Annotated in this window: 21 protein-coding genes; 8 read left to right on the top strand and 13 right to left on the bottom strand. The window is 33.5% G+C overall.

What is annotated here, in order from left to right; all coding sequences use genetic code 11:
* Nucleotides 1-110: 110 nt before the first annotated feature.
* The 3 genes from FY049_RS06300 to FY049_RS06290 form a co-directional block, all read right to left on the bottom strand.
* Nucleotides 111-494, bottom strand: coding sequence for a lysozyme inhibitor LprI family protein (locus tag FY049_RS06300; RefSeq protein ID WP_262781298.1), 384 nt, complete (start codon nucleotides 492-494; stop codon nucleotides 111-113).
* 172 nt (nucleotides 495-666) lie between these two features.
* The gene (locus tag FY049_RS06295; RefSeq protein WP_262781300.1) at nucleotides 667-807 is read right to left on the bottom strand and encodes a hypothetical protein; all 141 of its coding nucleotides are present in this window, start codon (nucleotides 805-807) and stop codon (nucleotides 667-669) included.
* 61 nt (nucleotides 808-868) lie between these two features.
* The gene (locus tag FY049_RS06290) at nucleotides 869-1,033 is read right to left on the bottom strand and encodes a DUF4124 domain-containing protein (protein ID WP_262781302.1); all 165 of its coding nucleotides are present in this window, start codon (nucleotides 1,031-1,033) and stop codon (nucleotides 869-871) included.
* Between the two features lie 192 nt (nucleotides 1,034-1,225).
* Between FY049_RS06290 and FY049_RS06285 the strand changes: the two genes are divergently transcribed.
* From FY049_RS06285 to gcvH, 8 genes are all read left to right on the top strand, one after another.
* Nucleotides 1,226-1,531 carry a hypothetical protein gene (locus FY049_RS06285; protein WP_262781304.1) on the top strand — a complete coding sequence of 102 codons (306 nt, stop codon included), beginning with the start codon at nucleotides 1,226-1,228 and terminating at the stop codon, nucleotides 1,529-1,531.
* A gap of 151 nt (nucleotides 1,532-1,682) precedes the next feature.
* Nucleotides 1,683-3,056 (top strand): ABC1 kinase family protein, encoded by a 1,374-nt coding sequence (locus FY049_RS06280; RefSeq protein ID WP_004720267.1) that lies wholly within the window; start codon nucleotides 1,683-1,685, stop codon nucleotides 3,054-3,056.
* Nucleotides 3,057-3,314: 258 nt separating this feature from the next.
* Entirely contained in the window at nucleotides 3,315-4,601 is a 1,287-nt protein-coding gene (locus tag FY049_RS06275; protein ID WP_446083496.1) for an acyl-CoA dehydrogenase family protein, read from the top strand.
* Nucleotides 4,602-4,625: 24 nt separating this feature from the next.
* Complete coding sequence (locus FY049_RS06270; RefSeq protein ID WP_004720264.1) at nucleotides 4,626-5,825, top strand: acyl-CoA dehydrogenase family protein; 1,200 nt, start codon at nucleotides 4,626-4,628, stop codon at nucleotides 5,823-5,825.
* Between the two features lie 136 nt (nucleotides 5,826-5,961).
* Complete coding sequence (locus tag FY049_RS06265) at nucleotides 5,962-6,450, top strand: GNAT family N-acetyltransferase (protein WP_004720262.1); 489 nt, start codon at nucleotides 5,962-5,964, stop codon at nucleotides 6,448-6,450.
* A 256-nt stretch (nucleotides 6,451-6,706) separates the two neighbouring features.
* Entirely contained in the window at nucleotides 6,707-7,156 is a 450-nt protein-coding gene (locus tag FY049_RS06260) for a MaoC family dehydratase (protein WP_004720258.1), read from the top strand.
* Between the two features lie 93 nt (nucleotides 7,157-7,249).
* Nucleotides 7,250-8,281 (top strand): AraC family transcriptional regulator, encoded by a 1,032-nt coding sequence (locus FY049_RS06255; RefSeq protein WP_004720255.1) that lies wholly within the window; start codon nucleotides 7,250-7,252, stop codon nucleotides 8,279-8,281.
* A 117-nt stretch (nucleotides 8,282-8,398) separates the two neighbouring features.
* Complete coding sequence (gene gcvH / locus FY049_RS06250; RefSeq protein WP_446083380.1) at nucleotides 8,399-8,773, top strand: glycine cleavage system protein GcvH; 375 nt, start codon at nucleotides 8,399-8,401, stop codon at nucleotides 8,771-8,773.
* A gap of 73 nt (nucleotides 8,774-8,846) precedes the next feature.
* Here the strand turns inward: gcvH and FY049_RS06245 are convergent, their stop codons facing one another.
* From FY049_RS06245 to FY049_RS06200, 10 genes are all read right to left on the bottom strand, one after another.
* Nucleotides 8,847-9,173, bottom strand: a complete 327-nt coding sequence (locus FY049_RS06245) for a hypothetical protein (protein ID WP_209826106.1) — start codon at nucleotides 9,171-9,173, stop codon at nucleotides 8,847-8,849.
* Nucleotides 9,174-9,273: 100 nt separating this feature from the next.
* A complete protein-coding gene (locus FY049_RS06240; RefSeq protein ID WP_446083379.1) occupies nucleotides 9,274-9,531 on the bottom strand; it encodes a hypothetical protein in 258 nt (85 codons plus the stop codon).
* 81 nt (nucleotides 9,532-9,612) lie between these two features.
* On the bottom strand, nucleotides 9,613-9,816 hold the full coding sequence (locus FY049_RS06235) for a hypothetical protein (protein ID WP_446083378.1): 204 nt from the start codon (nucleotides 9,814-9,816) through the stop codon (nucleotides 9,613-9,615).
* Nucleotides 9,817-10,355: 539 nt separating this feature from the next.
* Complete coding sequence (locus FY049_RS06230) at nucleotides 10,356-11,225, bottom strand: hypothetical protein (protein WP_446083377.1); 870 nt, start codon at nucleotides 11,223-11,225, stop codon at nucleotides 10,356-10,358.
* A gap of 133 nt (nucleotides 11,226-11,358) precedes the next feature.
* The gene (locus FY049_RS06225; protein WP_446083376.1) at nucleotides 11,359-11,670 is read right to left on the bottom strand and encodes a hypothetical protein; all 312 of its coding nucleotides are present in this window, start codon (nucleotides 11,668-11,670) and stop codon (nucleotides 11,359-11,361) included.
* A gap of 570 nt (nucleotides 11,671-12,240) precedes the next feature.
* Nucleotides 12,241-12,639: a hypothetical protein gene (locus FY049_RS06220; protein WP_446083375.1), complete on the bottom strand. Its 399-nt coding sequence runs from the start codon at nucleotides 12,637-12,639 to the stop codon at nucleotides 12,241-12,243.
* 358 nt (nucleotides 12,640-12,997) lie between these two features.
* Nucleotides 12,998-13,354, bottom strand: a complete 357-nt coding sequence (locus FY049_RS06215) for a hypothetical protein (RefSeq protein ID WP_446083374.1) — start codon at nucleotides 13,352-13,354, stop codon at nucleotides 12,998-13,000.
* Between the two features lie 527 nt (nucleotides 13,355-13,881).
* Nucleotides 13,882-14,451, bottom strand: coding sequence for a hypothetical protein (locus tag FY049_RS06210; RefSeq protein WP_224963535.1), 570 nt, complete (start codon nucleotides 14,449-14,451; stop codon nucleotides 13,882-13,884).
* Nucleotides 14,448-15,470, bottom strand: coding sequence for an RHS repeat domain-containing protein (locus FY049_RS06205; protein ID WP_446083373.1), 1,023 nt, complete (start codon nucleotides 15,468-15,470; stop codon nucleotides 14,448-14,450). Before FY049_RS06205 ends, FY049_RS06210 begins: the two co-directional genes overlap by 4 nt.
* Nucleotides 15,471-15,481: 11 nt before the next feature.
* Entirely contained in the window at nucleotides 15,482-20,338 is a 4,857-nt protein-coding gene (locus FY049_RS06200; RefSeq protein WP_446083372.1) for an RHS repeat protein, read from the bottom strand.
* Nucleotides 20,339-20,347: the final 9 nt, after the last annotated feature.

The raw sequence follows: 20,347 nt of genomic DNA, 5'->3' as shown, positions 1-20,347 counted from the left end.
GGTTTCTCCAAGGTCATATTTTTAAACGCCTTATGATACCTTGTTTTGCATGACATTTATAATGCTTTACGACAATTTACTTAGCAATTATTTTATAGCGCAATAAAGCATTATAAACGATAGCTTTGTTTCTCTAACATATTGGCTCTATTGACTGTTTGTTTGAGGGCACAATTGTAATACTTCATTTTATAATCATCAGAAACTGATTTATTCGACTCACCACACTGCTGATCTCGAAGTTTAAACCATTGTTTCTGATATTTCTTTTGAGCTTTCTGTTGCTTGTCTGTATACAGATCCAACGTCTGTTTAAATAATGATTTCAAACGATCATCTTGCTTACTCAACTCAGTTTTCATGCAGCTGGCAAGTGTTGCCGAGCTTGAACCTGCCGAATTCATACAGCTTAAATAATCTGAGCTATAACCGATCGCCTGCGTGTGCATCGGCAATAATACAACTAAACTGATACCCCAATACTTTAAATACATTCAATTCCCCTATCCCAAAATCATTATTTTAATCCAAAGAACTCAGGCACTGATTAGCAACAATCCCCTATGCAAAAGAGTGTAAAAGATTTGAAACTAAATACAATCATTGCAGATAAATTATTGTTAAAACTTGATTTAAAGCAATCACCACTGTGAAAAATCTCGCCGGCTATTGACTGATTGATGTGACTACACCATTTTTTAATGAAATTAAGCCTAGTTCTGGATAATACCAAAGCTCGTCTTTACCTCTATTTGAGCTAAACGAACGTTTCTTTTCAGGAGCTCCCCAACGGGTCGTTTTAATCACTTGATCTCCAGACATTCCGACTTTCGGCTCACGTGTGGATTTCCATTGTTCATATTTTTGACTAATCAGTTAACGATTTTTGAGAGTAATTGATATTATTTTTAGCCACTGTACCAGCACAAGGTTTACCTTGATATACGGTATTTCCTTTATATACACAGGTATAAACTTCAGCTAAAGTCGTAGGGATATAAAATAAAAGCCAAAGTCCTAAAATTTGTTTCACAATGCACCTAATTTTTTAGATTTATTTTCAAGCCTATTATTGTATATTTTTAAAACAAATCAATGTGCTTGGTTGTAAAATATAAACTTATTTGTGGCAAAATTGCTGAGATTGAGCGCTTAACTTGAAATTGGGTCATTTCACCTTTATATATACAACAAGTTTTTAAATATTTATGAATTTAGTCAATTTATGAGCTACAAACATAATAACCTCATGGCAATGCGTCAGTCATGGTGGGATGATGAATCCACTCCAAATGTTAAAATTGAAAAGCAATTTTTTCAACAAACACTCACTGAACAAGGTGTTTACGAAGCGCCTTCTCTAGACGATGTAAAATATTTTTTCTTTAGCTTGCCCAGCATTATCATTGTTAGGGGCTATGCGCTTGGCTTTACCAATCAAAGTGTTAAAGATCTGATCATCAATTACATTGCTTCAAATAAGCAAGGTTTAATACTCCGGAAAGAGCTTAAAATCCAATTTAGAATGTAAATTTTAATATTGCTTAGGCTATTTTGATGGAATTAATTTAATTCCCCCATTCAGCGAATTGAACTGTTTAAATACAGTCATTCCATGTAATATTCCTTACAATTAGTCATCTTTTTATCTTTTCGAATCTCTTATAAAGGATTTTATCTTCATGTCAGATCAGAACGAAAAGCTCAAACAGTTAAAAACCTCATCAATGGATCGTCGCTTATCAATTGCAAAAGCGTCATTATTGGCAGGTACACGCTGGGCAGCTTCAAGTGCGAGTTCAATCTTTTCAAGTGAAGAAGAAAAAGAAAAAAAACGTAAACAAGCTATGAAAGAACAAGCCAATTACCTTGTTCAAGAAATTGGCAAGCTAAAAGGCTCAATTGTTAAAATCGGTCAAATGATGGCGCTTTATGGCGAGCATTTTTTACCTGAAGAAATTACTCAAGCATTAAACACCCTCAATAATCAAACAGTTGCCCTTGCATGGCCTGCGATTAAAGAGCAACTGGTCAGCCAATTGGGTTCAAAACTCAACGATCTCACCATTGATCATGAGCCGATTGGTACGGCTTCGCTGGCTCAGGTTCACCGCGCAACACGTAAGTCAGATGGATTAGAGCTAGTTCTTAAAATCCAATATCCAGGTGTAGCCGATGCCATAGACTCAGATATGAGCCTATTTCGAAATATGCTTAAATTGACACGTATGGTGCCACAAACCCGTGAGTTCGATCAGTGGTTTGATGAAGTACGTGAAATGATGCATCGTGAAGTTGATTATAAAGTTGAAGCGGCAACAACCCGTCGTTTTGGCCAGCGACTTAAAGAAGATCCACGTTATGGCGTACCACAAATTATTGATGACTATTGTACCAATCAAGTCCTGTGTATGACCTTTGAACGTGGTGTACCCATCAACAGCCCTGTCATGCTGTCTTTACCACAAGAGCGACGTAATCTTTTAGGTGAAGCATCACTTGAAATCGCAGTTCGTGAATTGTTTGAATGGGGCGAAATGCAAACCGACCCTAACTTTGGCAATTACCTTGTTCGTTTGGGCAATGGTGAAGAAATAAAAGATAAAATTATTTTGTTAGATTTTGGCGCTATACGCCAGTTTGATGACCAATTACTTCGCGTTGCTTGTAATTTAATCAAAGCGGGTTATAACCACGATGCTGAAGCAATGGTTAATGCGATGTCGGGCTATGAGTTCTTTGATGCAATGCCTTTAAGCATTAAACCCGATATGGCAAAAGTATTTTTATTGGCAACAGAAGCATTTAGTACACCTTTAAATAATCCAGATTTACCTGCTGGGGTGATGGATCAACATAACCGCTATGACTGGAAAAAAAGCCAGCTACATAGCCGTGTGATGCAACGTGCTTCAAAATCAATGGCTTCACGTTATTTCAGTATTCCACCAAAAGAATTTATGTTTATCAGTCGTAAATTTATTGGTGCTTATACATTTATGACGGTGATTGAAGCAAAGACCAATGTCCGTAAAATGATTGTACCTTTTGTTTAATCTTTTTAGTTTTCATAAAGGCTAAACGAGATTGTAAAAGTTTTAAAAATGTCACTTTTACCAATACCCAACAAATGTTGGGTTTTTTTATTTTTAAATAAACAATAAAAATCAAAATATTAATAACAAATATCTCATTCACTCTACCACTCATCTAAGGTCAATCACTTTGTCAGCTTTGACATAGTTTTTTATTTTTATGCATGTCAGGATTGTTGTATACCGACACTAAAATACAGGGACTTCGGCATGACCAATATGGTAAATAAAGCTCAAGGTTTGGGTTTAAATCTAATTACAAAAATTGCAGGTAGTGATTTACTTGATCAGTTTAAATTGCGCAAATTTATCGAAAGATCACTTTATCAAGGTTCTAAAGCCGGTTTTAAAACCTTAAGTGCAACACAAAAAGCATTTAAATCAGATTCAAATGTAACCAAACAACGTCTACCCAATCAGCAAAAGTCCCTATTTGATCTGAGTTTGACTGAAGAACAGCAAATGACAGTGGATGCTATGGATCAATTTGCTTCCGAAGTACTTTATCAGTTGGCCCATCAAGCGGATCACGACGAAAAGTTTCCAGCTGAACTTTGGCAACACAGTACCGATTTAGGACTAAATTACTATGCACTGCCTGAAGCTTTAGGCGGTGTTGCATCTGAAAAAAATATTGTGAGTAATATTTTAATTGCTGAACGCTTGGCTAAAGGTGATTTCTCACTTGCTGCAGGTTTGCTCTCTACTTTTAGTGTCATCAATGCAATCACGCAATGGGGTTCTGAAAAAGTTCAATCTGTTTATTTAGCAAATTTTGCCAATGATACTGATATTCAAGCCACTTTTGCGGTGCAAGAAGCAACCCCTGCATTTAATCCCTTACGCTTAAAAACCAAAGCGACTGCCAACAATGGACAATTCAGCATTACTGGAGAAAAAACCTTAGTGCTATTGGGTGCAACAGCAGATTTATTCCTTGTTAGTGCAGACTTTAAGGGTCAAGCGGACGTTTTCGTTGTAAAGCGAGATCCAAGTATTACAGTGAAAAAATCACCGGCAATGGGTTTAAAAGCAACTGAAACGGTAACTTTGAAATTTGACAATACCCCTGCCCAACGTCTAGGTGACGACGATTTTAATTACCCTGCATTTTTAGATTTAGGCAATCTAATGTGGTGTGCAATGGCTGTTGGTAGCTGTGAAGCGGTTAAAGATTACAGTATCAAATATGCCAATGAACGTACTGCATTTGGTGAACCTATCTCACACCGTCAAAGTGTGGCATTTATGATCGCAGATATGGCGATTGAAATTGATGCAATGCGTATGCTGATTTTAAATGCTGCCAGTCTTGCAGAAGCAGGACAACCCTTCCATAGAGAAGCGTATTTAGCCCGTCTACTTTGTGCAGAAAAATCTATGAAAATTGGTACAGATGGTGTGCAAATTTTAGGTGGACATGGTTTTACTAAGGAACATCCGGCTGAGCGTTGGTATCGCGACTTACGTGCAACTGCCGTTCTACATTCTGGCTTACACGCTTAACTTAGAAGATAAAGGATAAAAATCATGAATTTACAAAATCCAAAAAAATTCCAAATGCTTTTAGATCAAGCACACGAAACTGCATTGAATGTTTTACGCCCAATTTCTCGTAAATACGACAAAGCAGAACATGCCTATCCTAAAGAACTCGATATGCTGGCTTCTTTACTGGATGGTATGAACGACGGTGGTGATGGGCTCAATGCAGGCGCTGCAATTAATAAACGTGGCGATATCGACAGTAATAATAAAAATGGCACCAATATGTCGACTGCCTTGGGTGTAATCGAAATGTGTTATGGCGATACAGGCCTATTGCTGACCATGCCCCGTCAAGGGCTGGGCAATTCTGCGATTGCGGCAGTCGCCAATGATGAACAGCTTGAGCGTTTTAAGGGGACATGGGCTGCAATGGCCATCACTGAACCTGGTTGTGGTTCTGACTCTGCTGCGATTCGCACAACCGCAACCAAAGATGGTGATGATTACATTCTGAACGGTGAAAAAATATTTGTCACCTCTGGGGAACGTGCTGACTCAGTCGTGGTTTGGGCAACTTTAGATAAGAAATTGGGCCGTGCTGCAATTAAATCTTTTGTTGTACCTAAAGGTACACCCGGCATGAAAGTTGAACGCCTTGAACATAAACTTGGTATTAAGGCATCCGATACAGCGGCAATTAGTTTTATTGACTGTCGTGTCCCTGGAGCAAACTTACTCGGCAATGCAGAAATTGATGTAGCCAAAGGTTTTGCAGGCGTGATGGAAACCTTTGATAATACCCGTCCACTTGTTGCAGCCATGGCAGTGGGCTGTGCCAAAGCGTCTTTAGAACGGATTAAAGACATCTTTAAAGATGAACTAGATCCCGATTATGCAACTCCATATTTGCAAACATCTAATTTGGCTGCACAAATCTATCGGATGGAGGCAGAATGGGAAGCTGCACGCTTACTCACCATAAAAGCCACATGGATGGCAGATAACAAAAAACCAAACTCTCGTGAGGCCTCTATCGCCAAAGCTAAAGCTGGACGTATTTGTAATGAAATCACTTTAAAATGTGTAGAGCTGGCTGCCAGTGTGGGTTATAACGAAGATGAATTGTTAGAAAAATGGGCGCGTGATTCAAAAATTCTAGATATTTTTGAGGGAACGCAACAGATTCAACAGCTGATTATTGCCCGTCGAGAATTGGGTAAATCTTCAAGTGAATTAAAATAGTGTTGCAGCAAAACCTGTAAATTTACTTATTTATCACTATTCAATTGCTAAAGTTTTGATCAGTTGAATTTTTAGCTGATCACAAAAGGTAGAATTTTTGTTATAAAAATTCTACCTTTTTTATTTTCATTTACTTATGTACCAAATTAGAACGATACAAATACAAGATAATCCGTCGATCGCACAAGTCATTCGTGAAGTATCTAAAGAATTTGGCTTAGCACCTGAATCAGGCTTTGCTGTAGCCGACCCGATCCTGGATGATTTATATCAGGTATATGCTCAACCCAATGCTCAATATTGGGTCATTGAGGATGCAAATGGTCACGTTGTTGGTGGCGGAGGTCTTTCACCATTACAAGGTGATGCAACTGTTTTAGAGATTCAAAAGATGTATTTTTTGCCTGAACTTCGTGGTTTAGGATTTGCTAAGAAAATTTTGGAAAAGTGTTTTGAATTTGCACAACAACAAGGCTTTCAGTCTTGTTATTTAGAAACCACTCAAGATCTCTGGCAAGCCATTAAACTCTATGAGAAGTTAGGTTTTGAGCATTTATCACAACCTAAAGGTAATACCGGTCATAGTCATGTTTGTGAAGTTTGGATGCTTAAAACATTGCTTTAACGCGTCATAAGCTTGCTCAATTCACTTTGGTCGTATTTTCATTACTTTCAGGACATTACACAATGTTATTATGGTCTAAATCACTCGAAATTTTGAGTGATATTTCAATACGACTTAAAAAAATGGATGATTGGTAAAACAGTCATTGAAATTGCTTAATGGTGATTTACAATGAAAAAGTTTAGATAATTTAATTTTTATGCGTAAAACATCATCATTTATGAGTATTGTGTGAAATTAAGGGAATGTATAAACAATGTTGTATTTGGAAGATTTAAATATTGGTGATCATTTTAAAAGTCGTGAGTACGAAATGACTTTGGATGAGGTTTTAGAGTTTGCACATAAGTATGATCCGCAAGTTTTCCATACTGATGCTGAAAAAGCCAAAGATCACCCGATTTTTAAAGGACTTGCTGCAAGTGGATGGCATACGTCTGCAGTCACCATGCGTCTTTGGACAGAATGCTTCCCTGTTGCTTATGGCTTAATTGGTTCAGAATCAAGTTTAAGATGGCCAAAACCCACGCGTGTGGGAGATAAAATACATGTTGATGTCGAAATTGTATCTATCCAGCCCTCTAAAACCAAAAATGATCGTGCAATTGTGACCTATGTAACACAAGCAAAAAATCAAGATGATGATGTATTGCTGATTTCAACCACTAAAATTGTGGTATTTAAACGCAATTTTGATGCACATTAATCCTAAATTTGTCTTACAATATTTAAGGGTTTTTCCATATCATGACAATATGATTAAACAAGTAAAAACAATGTTCAGAGCAATGGAAAGCACATGAAAACAGTCTCAGCTCGCCAAGATCAGGGAATTCCTGGTGTTTATGGACTATTATTATTAGATATTGTTTCTCGTTGGGGATATAGCGCAGAAACACTGTTCGCACCCTTTAATTTTACCAGCGAACAGTTAGCAGATCCTGAGTGTCGGATTCCGACACCACTTGCCAATGAATTGATTAAACACGCATTAAAACTTACAGGTGAAAGCACCTTAGGCTTTCATCTTGGTACACAAATGCGTATTTCAATCCATGGCTTTATTGGTTATGCCATCATGACAGCACACGATATTACCGATGCGCTTGTCTTAGCCAACCGCTTTATCCAGTTGCGTATGCCCTTTCTACAATTGTATTTTTCTACTTTTGGTGAAAAAGCCACACTTCAATTGCAATGTGATATCGAAATCGAACCTTTGCGCACAGAAATTGTGATGGGGCTAACCTTTGGTATTATGACCATGGCAAAAGCTTTGACTGGTATTGATTATTTGCATGGCGATATCGACTTTGATTTTCCCAAGCCTGATGGTTTTGACAAATACATCGAGAAACTGGCAAAGCAATACAATATGCGTTTTGAACAGCCACATCTCATTGCAAGTTTTGACAAATCCTACTTGGGCTTAAAAATGGTCAATGCTGACCCGATTGCCAGTCAAATTGCAATTAATCAATGTGAAGCAGAACTTTCAGCTTTGGGTGAAAGACGCCGCTTGGCGATGCGTGTACGTGATATCTTGACTCATTCGGAACAGCATTATTTAAGTATTGAAAATGTTGCAGATCGTCTGCATATGTCAGACCGTACATTAAAGCGTCAGTTGGCTGCCGAAGGTACTTCTTTCTCTACACTGGTAGATGAAGTACGTTATCGCCATGCTACATCGTTACTTTCCCGTACTGACTATACACTGGAACAAATTGCAGATGAACTCGGTTATAGTGATGTTGCAAACTTTAGTCGTGCATTTAAACGCTGGAGTGGCCGTAGCCCAAGCAGTTGGCGCAAAGACCCATACTTATAATGTGATTTATCACGATTATTTGTTTCGATGAATAAGTTTATCAGTATCTCTGCTTTCTGTTTTGTTTAAAAAACCTGTATAACTCGTGCCAAAAATAAATTGATTAATGGAGTCATTATGAATCATCCTTCAGATTTGAAATATGCAGCTACACATGAATGGGTAAAAATTGAAGGTGATCTTGTGATTACTGGTATTTCAGACCATGCTCAAGATGCTTTAGGCGACTTAGTCTACGTTGAAGCGCCTGAAGTAGGTAGCCATGTGGTTGCTGGCGCTCAGGCTGGTGTAGTTGAATCCGTTAAAACAGCATCTGACATTCATGCGCCTGTTTCTGGTGAAGTTGTAGAAGTGAATACTGCCCTTGAAGATGACCCAGATTTTGTTAATGACGACCCGTATGGCAAAGGCTGGATTTATAAAATTAAACCAAACAATATTGTAGATGTTGAAAAGTTACTCAGCAATAGTGAATATGAAGCTGGGCTTTAAGTTTTAAAAGCTTCATTAAAAAGACCAGAATGTTCTGGTCTTTTTGTTTTCCAAATTTTAATTACTTAATTTGTTATTTCCTTAAGTCTAATCTAGTTAGTACTGGATACTCTCTAAAACAACCATTTGCCCAGCCACTAATCATCGTCTGTGCATGGAAAGCTGAAAGTAGTGCTGCATACATTTCTTTAAACATGTAATGATTCTTTTGTAAGACTACTGCATTTGATACGGCACAGCCTTCCCCAGTTGCAACTGGGCTCTTTAATTCAATAACAAGTACATTCCAATAATCATGGATTGTGATTGCACTAATTTTTGTGTTATAGAAACCACTATTTGCAAATACAGAACTGCAAAATAGTAGATTAAAGCAGAATGCTATGATTATTTTTTTCATTCTTTTACCGTCCAAATAAAAATATTAATTTAGAACCTAACTATTTTTTAATAAAACCAATATTTCAAAATCCACTACATACATATTAATAAAAAATTAATTATTTTAATAGTTTATCCAATGGATATTGATTGGTAATATCAATTTCATCTAATTCGACTCTTATTTTATCAAAATCAAAATATACATTGAGATAACTATCTTTAAAACCCGATATCTCAATCAACTTACTTGCACTGGAATAATAAAATTTTATCTTAGATTTAGAAGGTATATCGTAAATCAATATCCATGGCTCAATTACCAAGACAATATTACCCTTGGAATTGTTTGTGTAAGAAAAAACATTATATTCCATAATAATCACCCTAAGCCTATTCTTAAAAATTATATTAACTACGTGTTCAATATTCACTTTTTAAAAGTACTAGAACTTTGTTTAATTGTTGAGTAATTTGACTTTCATCATATATTCACCACCTCCAGGTCTATATGATGCTAAAAATAAAATTGTTTCAGTAATTAATTCATCTTTAATAATTAAATTTTCCAAAAGAACTTCAATCTCTTGAGTGTTCTTAAGTGAGATATCATCTTTGTTAACAAACTTTTCAATTTTATCAATTAATTGATTGTAATCCATATTACTTAACCCACGAATTAACAAATACAGGAATCCAATTTCTAGCCACTTTTATTTGATCTTCTTAAATTATTTTTTTAATATTGACTCAATAAACGGTAAAAGCACTAAAAAAAATAAAATAAAAACAGAAGAATAATTAATTTTTTTTACCACCCCCCTGTCTTCAACGTAAGAAAAATAATCACACACAACCACCCATAATATTTTTAAAAAAATAGAAAAAAATATGCTAGTCCAAATTAAAATTCCAGTTACCCAATCATTCTCAACCCTTATAATATATTGACTATATACATAGATAGATACAGGGAATAATAATATTAAAAAAATAATTATTGATATTAGCATATTCAATATACTGAAAATTCGATTCATTTATCTTAAACCTTGCTTGTAAAGATATTCTGCTAATTGTAGCCCCCGTTGATGACCCTATTTGATTATTAGGTTCATAACAAAAGCAGTATGCATTATTTCATTTATGGTAGTACTGTCCTCAATGAGGGATAAACCATTATTCTTGTATTGAATAGATCTTAATTATTCGTAATCAAAATTTTTTCAATACATGGCAACAATTTATTAATTAATTTACAATATGCTTTTATATTCGCATATACCCTAATTTTAGCTTCTTCATAGGATGCATTTTTATATTCAACGCTATATTTCCTGAATAGCGACTCTGATAAAAGTGCTGATAACTCAGGTGGGTATAAAGAATGACTTTCATTTTCAATTGAAAAAATCAAACCAAAATAAAAAATCCCATAACTTCCTAGCAATTTATTAACATCTAATATATCATTTGGTTCTATGAGTATTTTAAAATAGTAATCCCCAACTTTCTTAAATGCATAAATATCATTATCTTTAATTTCTATCTCAAATTCTAAAAGTTCATTTTTAAATATTCTGTATAAGTAATTTCTCCACCCTAAAGTATTAAAAATACCATCATAAGCCATAGCTATATTTTTGTACTTTTTACCTTTAATTTTATTTATATCATAATCAGTTATAATTAAATTAAAATTACAATCCTTTACAAAATCTAAATATTCATATTCAATACTCAACAACCAGTTTTTATGCCTCAAAGAAAACTCTCTATCGCTCTGTATTTCTAAATTATTAATTTCATTTTTATCCAGCCCTAATTGACCAAATACCCCTTTAGATGATTTATTAAAAAAATCTTCATAAAACCAAAAATTATAACTTTCTTTCATTAACTTTTTGTAAAACTTCTCCTTATAATTTTTAAATAATAAGTAAAAATTTAAATAACTAAAATTAAACTCATCTTCTATACTAATAGAGTCTATAAATTCAGAAAAACACTGTAATAATTCCTTATGATAACTAATAAAATTTTCTTGAATTTTCTCTTTTAAATTATTCATATATTATCCTATTAATAAGTGTAAATTAAATAATTAATCAATTTCAAAGGAACCTTATTCCACCTACATAGTTTAGAATAAAATATAAAGTTACTTTATCTCTATATTCCTTATTAAATAATTAAAATTTAAATTATGGATGTATTTTACTCCTTCTTATATATTCTTGATCTATCTTATCAATTTTTATTTCAGTAGGTATGTAATTATAAAACTCTTCAATTTTCCAGTTACATGTTTCCAATCTTTCTCTCAAATCAATTGGTAATTCACTAATTCTCAAACTAAGCAACACCATTTTCTTCTCAGATAATATTCTTATTTTTGACAATGCACATGGTGGTTCACCAATAAAATAAACTTTTCCATCATTGAAAATTGATAATATATCTTTTACATTTTTATACTCCATGCTACTATATAAAAAATTATTATTATTTTTCATTAACCCACATCCACTTAATATAATAGATAAAAATATTAATATGAGATACATACCAAACACCATTTACTTTATCTTCTTCAAGATTAAATTTATAATTGGTAAAAAAAATAAAAACAAAGAAACAAAAAAACATAATAATTAATAAATTCAACATACCTCTTCGAAATAAATATTTCATTTCTAAAAAATATTATTTTTATAATAAATGAAAATAAATAAACAAGACAAGTTAAAATTAAGAAAATCCAAATAATCACTCCTAAAAACCAATCATTTTCAAGTTTTAAAATAAACTGACTTTTAATATAGCAATATAAAGGATATTTTATTAAGATAAAGCTAGTGTAGATTTAAAAAAATCTACACTAGCAAATACTATCTTCTTCTTCATCTAAATTTTTCCTATTAAAGTACTCTGTTAGATAACCTTAGAACTAAAAAATAAATCTGAAATTTTCAGTTAAGAAAAAGATCATATTATCTTAAGCCTTGTCTATAAAGATATCCTGCTAATTGCAGTCTCTTTTGATGAGCTTTCTTGATTATTAGGCTCATAATAAAATTAACTACTTAAATAAAACCATAATTCACAAACCAATTTTCTGATTTTTTTATTAGTTCATCCGATTTAAAATCTTGAAATTTATATTTTTTTAGTACCTGTGATAACTCTACTAAAAGCGTTTTACAAATTTGAGTGATTCTTTGTTCGAATGCCATATTATTAAATAGATCATAATCCAACATAATATCCATGTACAAGACTTTTTCTTTTTTTGATAATCGTAATCGTTTTTTAAAAACAATTTCAGGTTTACGACACATTAATATAATTACTATTCCATTTAAATCACTACCATAACTCTCAGATGTAATATATTTATTAAATCCATTTGAAGTAATTTGTTGCTTTGCTATTAAAATTCCTGATTCAGAGTCAGTATCAGATAGTAATTGAAATTTAAACATGCTTTTTATACCCGACCATTACTTTAACTTATAACTTTAGATAAATTATTCTTTATAGTGGTTCAACCAAGCTATCATTAATATAATATATCCACTTTATATTACCTCTAGGTAACCAAATAACAACAGTTTTTTGTCCATTAAATCAGAATGAATTGTAGTAATTTCCTCCAAAGACTCGCGTACAACTTTAATTATATCTTAAGGTTTTAATAAAAACTCATGGGCAAGAGGCTCAACAATTACAGTAATTTAAAATGTAGATTCATTCATAAAATCAATATTAATTGTCTTCATTACCATTTATCCAAAATTCATTGTATGAATCTCATTATGAGTAAGATATCATTACTTATCCTTAAATATCATATTCTAACCACTCAGCCATATCATCAATAACGTGCTTAAGCCATTCCCAAAATGAATTAAATGATTTCAATATAGTATATCCATCATTTGTCCATCCTTGTATGAGATCTACACCTAATACCTCTCCTTCTAAATTATAGACAAAGCATGCTAATTCATCATTATCTTGCCTTTTTGCGAAAGCTATTCTGTTAAAACAATCAGTAGTGCCCCACTTATCGTTTAAATTAAATTGATGTTCTTTTGGCAAATACAACCATGGCTGTAATGCACCAAATGTTTCATACGAAATCAAATTTCTCTCTAACAACCAATAATAACCTTTTGGAAAATTAATCTTCATCATTTTTCCCTCTTTAAATTACCTTATCCAATAACTTATCTGTAATTGGTAAAAAAAAAGAATATATAAACAACAAAACTATAATAATTAACAAATTTTATGTATTTTTTCAAAATAAATAACTTACCCCTTAAAAATACTACTTTAATTAAATAAGAGAGCAGATCAATAAGCCCAGTCAAAATAAAAAATCCAAATCACCAACCCTAAAACCCAGTCATTTTCAAGTTTTAAAAAAATTGACTATCAATATAACAATATAAAGTGTATGTAATGAATAGAATAGCAAGTATGGAGCTAAAAAATCTATACTTGTGTATACTCTACCTTTCATGTAGAGATCTCTTATGGTAGCGCCCTCTTAGATAATTTTTGGATTAAAATCTATCATAAATCATAGGCTAAAAATCCTTTTCCATTTTTAAATAAAAATATTAATAATTTTCCAGTTGAAAAAAATTCTATACTTATTAAATAAATATGATCCAATAAATTATTTCACATAAAATTAATTATAGTATTTATCTATCTTAATTAGGTATATATTCTTCCCAAATATTATACAACTCAATTAAACACTGCTCATCTTTCTCGCCAATTAAGTTCATAGTTTGTACTATTAGCATATAGATGGGATTGAAAGTAACTTTACCAAAACCTTTTATAACTGGCTGCCCATAATCAATACTTTTTTTATTAGTAGTAAATAGCCCCCAACTTAATTTGGAGTGATTTTTAACATAAACTTCTCCAAAATACATTCCTATATCAAATGCAATAGAATAAGTTTTATCTGTAGGAATAAAACTATTAACATCTACAGGATATCGACTAATATCCTGTAATTGTTTATATTCATTAATAGTTCTTTCTCTAACCTCAATTTCTTGACTAAACCATTTTCCTAGTAAAGATAAAGAAGAAGGTTCATAATTTGCTCGCCAATTTTCGAAACCATAGGATAGATTAACTAGACTTTCTAATTTCTGTACCCTTATTGGTATATTTTCTAAAAACCAATCATAATAGTTTTTTAATTCTACTTTAGTCATATCTTTAAAATTTAAAGAAAATGGTGGATTAACAAAATCATATATCATTTATAGTGCTCCACAATCTTAATTCCAGCTTTATTTAGTGCTTCTCGTAAAGGCTGTGACGGCCCTCTAGTATAACCTGATGGGCTTTCAAAAAAATTCCACCTAACTTCTGTCACCTGCTTCGATTTTAGTAAATAAGCATCTTTATTAATCTGCTTTTGGATACTACTTGTTAATGTTGTATACCCAACTTTCGATTCATTAGCAATCGTACCAACTAACTGATCAACATACCTCCCGCCTGTTGGTGTCTTGTAATAAATTTGAGAAGTTCCCCCAAGCATCTTCAAATAATTTTCACCAATCACACCTGTTGATCCGATTTTTGAATAACTATTTGTCCATCCAAATATCCGTCCTGCATCATCTGTAAAACTTAAGGTAGGCAATCGTGTTAATAATTTAAAACTTGATCCTAGAATCACTAACTCAACTCCCCCACTTAGTGTCGCAACATCATTTGGCATATTCCAGGCTAACCGATCAGTAAATTCGCCACCTGATGCAGAATAAAAACTTTTGCCATTTTCAACCCATTTCCCATTTATTACCTCAGCCCACGTCCCACTTAAATCACTAAAAGTATAAGTATCATTCATTCCATATTGATAACGATTGGTCTGTCCATGACCTTTCATAATAAAAGTCACAGGATCAGGCTGATAAAATCTTCCTAATACTGGGTTATAGTGACGTTGCTTTAAATAAACCAAATCATCAGCATCTTGAACCCCACCAACAAAAGCATTGGGATTCTTTAAATTGCTTGGTTTCTTATATTGCAGTTGTTGACCAAAAGGCGCGTATTGATAAGACTGACTGACCACGCCCTGTTCATTGATCACTTTTAAGGTTGAACCATCAAAGTTCTGGACATGATATTGAATCCGATCCTTAGCCAGCGTGAGCTGACTAAGAACGAGGAAGAGACTTAATACAATCAATTGAGCTGTTATCAACCAGATCTTATTTGGCTGCATATTGTTATTTTTCATTAGGTCTTTCATTTTTGTTTTCATGATTTATCCCCTTAGTCATCTTCCAAGATCATATCTAAGATTGCAGGCAACCATGCTGCCATATCTTCATCAGGATCAGGCTCACTTGGTTGAATCAGCGGGTCTAAAACACCTTTCGCACCCAATAATTTGTATTCATAACCATCTTTATGACCATCACCATCTGAGTCAGGATTATTTGGATCAGAACCGATAAAGCGTTCGATATAATCAGGTAAACCATCATCATCACTGTCCACATAACTCTCTAACAAGCTATTGATACCAAACTCGGCTCCTTCAAAATCATTCATCAAATCAAAGCCTTTACTGTTGGCATCTGGATAACGTTCTAAAGTTGCAACTAATTTCCCAGTAACATAAACATAGGCTTTGCTATAACCTGATTGATGGTTAATGTCATAAACCAGATTACCTGCTGAATCATAAATATAGTCAGTAATACCATCATCACGAACTGCACGAACACGCAAACCATCTGTATTGTAGATATAACTTTCATTACCATTTTTACTGATACGGTAATAAGCATCATAATCTAAGGCACGGATACCATCATTAGTGACATTCCCCATCGCATCATAGCTAAAGTTATATGCTGAACCACTAACATTAGCTAAGCGTGATGTGCCATTCACATAGTTATAAGTGTAGGAAGCAGGCGCAACGATTTGACTCTTAGAAGTAATATTGACTGAACTAATATCATCATTGTTATATAAATACTGATAACGTGCCTGATCAAGTTCAACCTGTTTCATCAAGCCTGTACCAAAACGGTCAATTGTGGCGTTATAGGTCGCACCACAATGATCACTCATTCTATTGATACGATTTAATGCATCATAACCATATCCAATATTCAGTACACATTTATTCAAACTGTTAGAACTTACGCCTGTAGGCAAGCCATTGTTTGAGTACGAATATGTCCAAGCTACATCAGCATTTGCTTGTACAGATGTAAGTTGACTCAATATATTGTAGTTAAGCCCTTGAATCACACTAGGTATTGAATAAACTTCACCCAAAGCATTTTGATCTAACAAATTCACAGATTTGCCATTTGGATAAATAATCGAAACCACTTGGTTTAGATTGTTATAACCAAATGTGGTGGTATAACCATAATTAGCATTATTGGAATTAATATTTTGTGTCAGTGTTACAACACGACCAAAACCATCACGACCATAGCCTTGCGAAGTATTGGCATTATTGGTTGAATTTAAACGCCCTGCTAAGCTATACCCATAATTGGTGGTTATACCACGCCAAGCACGAGAACGAATCAAATCATTAATTGGATAATATTCAATTGTTTCAACTGAACCATCTTGATGGCTAATGGTCTTAATTCGTCCAGTCGCATCATAACCATAACTCTTTTGACCATTAATACTATTGTCTTTTTCAGTCGCCAATGTGCCATTACTGTTATAACTATAGCTTTGTGTTGAAGCGCCTGAAGTTGCAATTGTTGGTTTTAACAGACCTAAATTATATTCAGTTGAGGTTGTGAATGCCGAACCATCACCGCCTTTACGACTGACCAGTGTTTTTAGATTTGCACTAAAATCACCAACAGCCAAATAATCAGTTTCAGTGACACCATAAGCATCTGTTGTTAATGCAATAGCACCGTTACGCCCACCACATGATTGATAGCAGTAGTTTACGGATACGCCATTATCAATTACAGTTTTTGGTCGGTCAAAGACATCATAACTTGTAGAAATCCCCTCACTTGTACCACCAGCAGATGGATTTGAACTAAAGATTACATTTCCAAAAGCATCATATTTACTTGAATTTACAACCGTCTTATTTGATGTATTTGCAGCAGAATAAATCAGTAAACCATCACCATTATATTTTTCAGTTTTGTTATAACTTGCACCATTTTGCATGGTTCTTACAATGTTTAAACCATTGTAATCAATAATTGTATAGCTTAAACCAATAACTGGTGTTTCGATTTTTAAACGACCTGCATCGTCATATTGGTTTTGTGAACGAACACCATCTGCATCAGTATGGAAAATAATATTACCAAAGTCATCGATCACATTGGTTTCTAGGCCACCATTGGCTAAACGAATATTGGCGGGTACACCTTTTTTATAGGCAGAGTATTGAGTAATTTGTTGACCATTACCCACATCAACTTCCATTGGTAAACCAGTATGTTTATCTCCAGCAACATAATCGGAGAAACAACTTGCAAATTTTGACCAAGCAAAATCAGCTAGGTTACCTAAGCATGAACTAAATGAAACAGTTTCATATTTAAAGTTGGTGATACGTCCTTCTTTACTTTCTGTTTTGATCGCACCTTGAACATCATATTCAATAGATTGTGTTGTATACCCAGCTGATGTCTTTTGACGAGGTAAACCTGTAATCCAAGGCAAATTACCATCATTGACTGAAGCATTTGCAGGGTCAGCATTAAAATAAGCAATACTAACACTTGGTAATGAAGTTGAACTTGTACCTTTTAGACCTGTAGATTCAATCGTTTGAGCATTACCATATTGGTCAAAATCTCGATAAGTTGTACCATAAGCACCGTAATGATTAACTGTTTTTTTAGACATTCGAACCAGTAAAACATCTTCATTATCAGCATAGTTGCCATTGGTTGTTTTTGGTTTTTGACCAATAAGATTTAATGTCACCCATTCATAAACTTCTGTACGAGCATCAATCGTTACCTTTTTAAGTAATCCATGTAAGAAGCTTTCTGCAATCCCACCTTCGTAAGCATTCATCACATAAGCATATGCCTTTGTCAGACCTGTAGTTACATCCTTGGTTGTTACTGTTGTAGTTTGTTCTTTAGCATCTTTATCACGGCTATATGCGTAGCTAATTTGCAATGGATTGACATCAGCACCTGAATAACCCGAAGTGCTAACTTTATAGGATTTAGTTTCAGTAAATCCTGGGCGAGATTCATTAATTAGAGAATATGTCCAACTTACTGATTTTGTATTGACTAAACCATTTGAAGAACTCTTATAATATTTAATACCAGTTAAATCACTGTAGAACCAGAGAAAATCTTGCGTAGTCATACTCGTCGATGCTGGTGTAGCATTACCAACAATTCGATAAGGACCACCATAACTATAATTTATAGCATCTCCTGTAATATAACCCGCTGTTTGTAAATAGATAAATGCAGAATTGTTGTCATGAAAATCGCCTATAGTGCCGCCTGTTGGTATTGTGTCGGTCAATTTATAATTTGAAAGATTTTTTTGGCTTGTGTAGTTATAAGAAGTCCATTCCTTATAACCTCCATTGATATACCTAAGAATTTTCTTAAGGGTTATATCTCCTGAAATATTATCAAATTGGCTTTCATCAGTATTCTCAGACCCATTTCTGCTTTTTACATAATTAAGCACAAGCTCAGGAGCATTTTCATTAACAATTTTTCCATCAAGCAGATGCTGTACTGACTTTAGAAAAAACTTATTTGTATAATTAAAATTATTGTAAATCAAAGTATTGGTTTTTTTATTAAAATAATTAAGCTGATAAGCTTCATTAAATTGATTTTCTATTTTTGAAGCGTAGATTGACACACGCCCTGGAATATATTGACTTCCAAAGAATGAAGTGAATCCAGTTTGGTTTTCTCGGTTATCGCTTGGAAAATGATAAGTAGTACCATTGTTTGATCTTACAACAAAATCTTTTCCAGAATTTGTACAGCTAATATACCAATTATCTTGAGAAATATATTTTGCAGATTGAGGGTATCCAGCAACACCTGTTTTAATAGGATAGAAAGTTATATTTTTTTGACCTGGTAAATATAAACTTATTGGCCTTTTTCTTGAATCTACATCACTAGTCGTATTAAAAGTTGAAGTTGATGTATAAAATTCATTTACTTTAGTTTTCCTTGCCTTATATATATTATTATAGTAGACATAAGCAAGAATATTATTAGTTACCATATTACCAACTAATCCATCACTATAGGGTCCTCCACGGCTATTCGTTAATTTTAGATTATCAATTGTCTTATCTTCTAAATAACGATCAAAATTCGACCCTTTTAATTCCACATAAGAAACTATATTTGGGAACCAAGGCTCTCTGTATTCAATATGCTCAATATAAGCAATTGGTGTAAAAACACTATTATTATATAAGTTAAAAACAGCTTGTTTATGGTTCATTCTTTGAATAAAAGCTTGATCTTCACTCATCGAAAAATTAATATTCTTTTGAAACTCTGAAATTACTTTATTTAACAGTGCATCTTTCGCTGCTTGTGCTTTATTTTTATCATTAATCACATTAGTTGGGGTATTAGATAAGCTTAAAATTACTGATGTTAAACTAATAATTGAATTTAATATTTTAATAGATGCATCAATACTTACTTGGTTAATATAACTTTTTTCTAGAACATTTTTAAAACTTGTATCTAATAAAGCCGCACTGTAACTTGGCCTTCCTGAACTATTATTAGTTGCATCACCATTTGCTTCACATATACCAGCGCCACTATCACCTTGGAGTTTAGTTGAAGGTCCCGTCATCATCACCAATCTTGGTGACTCTAGCTCCCAGTTCCCCATAGAGCGAAAACCATTATTTACCTTTCCATAAGAACGAGACAAGGTGAAATTCAGTCCTCTCTCGCCTTTTAAAGTGACTTCAGGTACATCATAAACAAGGTTACCACTCATTAAATCGACATAACCATTGGGTGTTTTTTCTTGTCCTGTATCGCCTACACTTTGATCTGATGGAAAAGATGTCATTGCAACAGACCAGTCTATAGGACCTGCATAAAGCATTGAACTCAATAGACTTAAAACAAAACTTAGTATTATTTTCATTAGTAGTAT

It is taken from the genome of Acinetobacter sp. 1125_18A (genome assembly GCF_052824985.1).
This window is presented reverse-complemented; position numbering and strand designations above follow the sequence as displayed.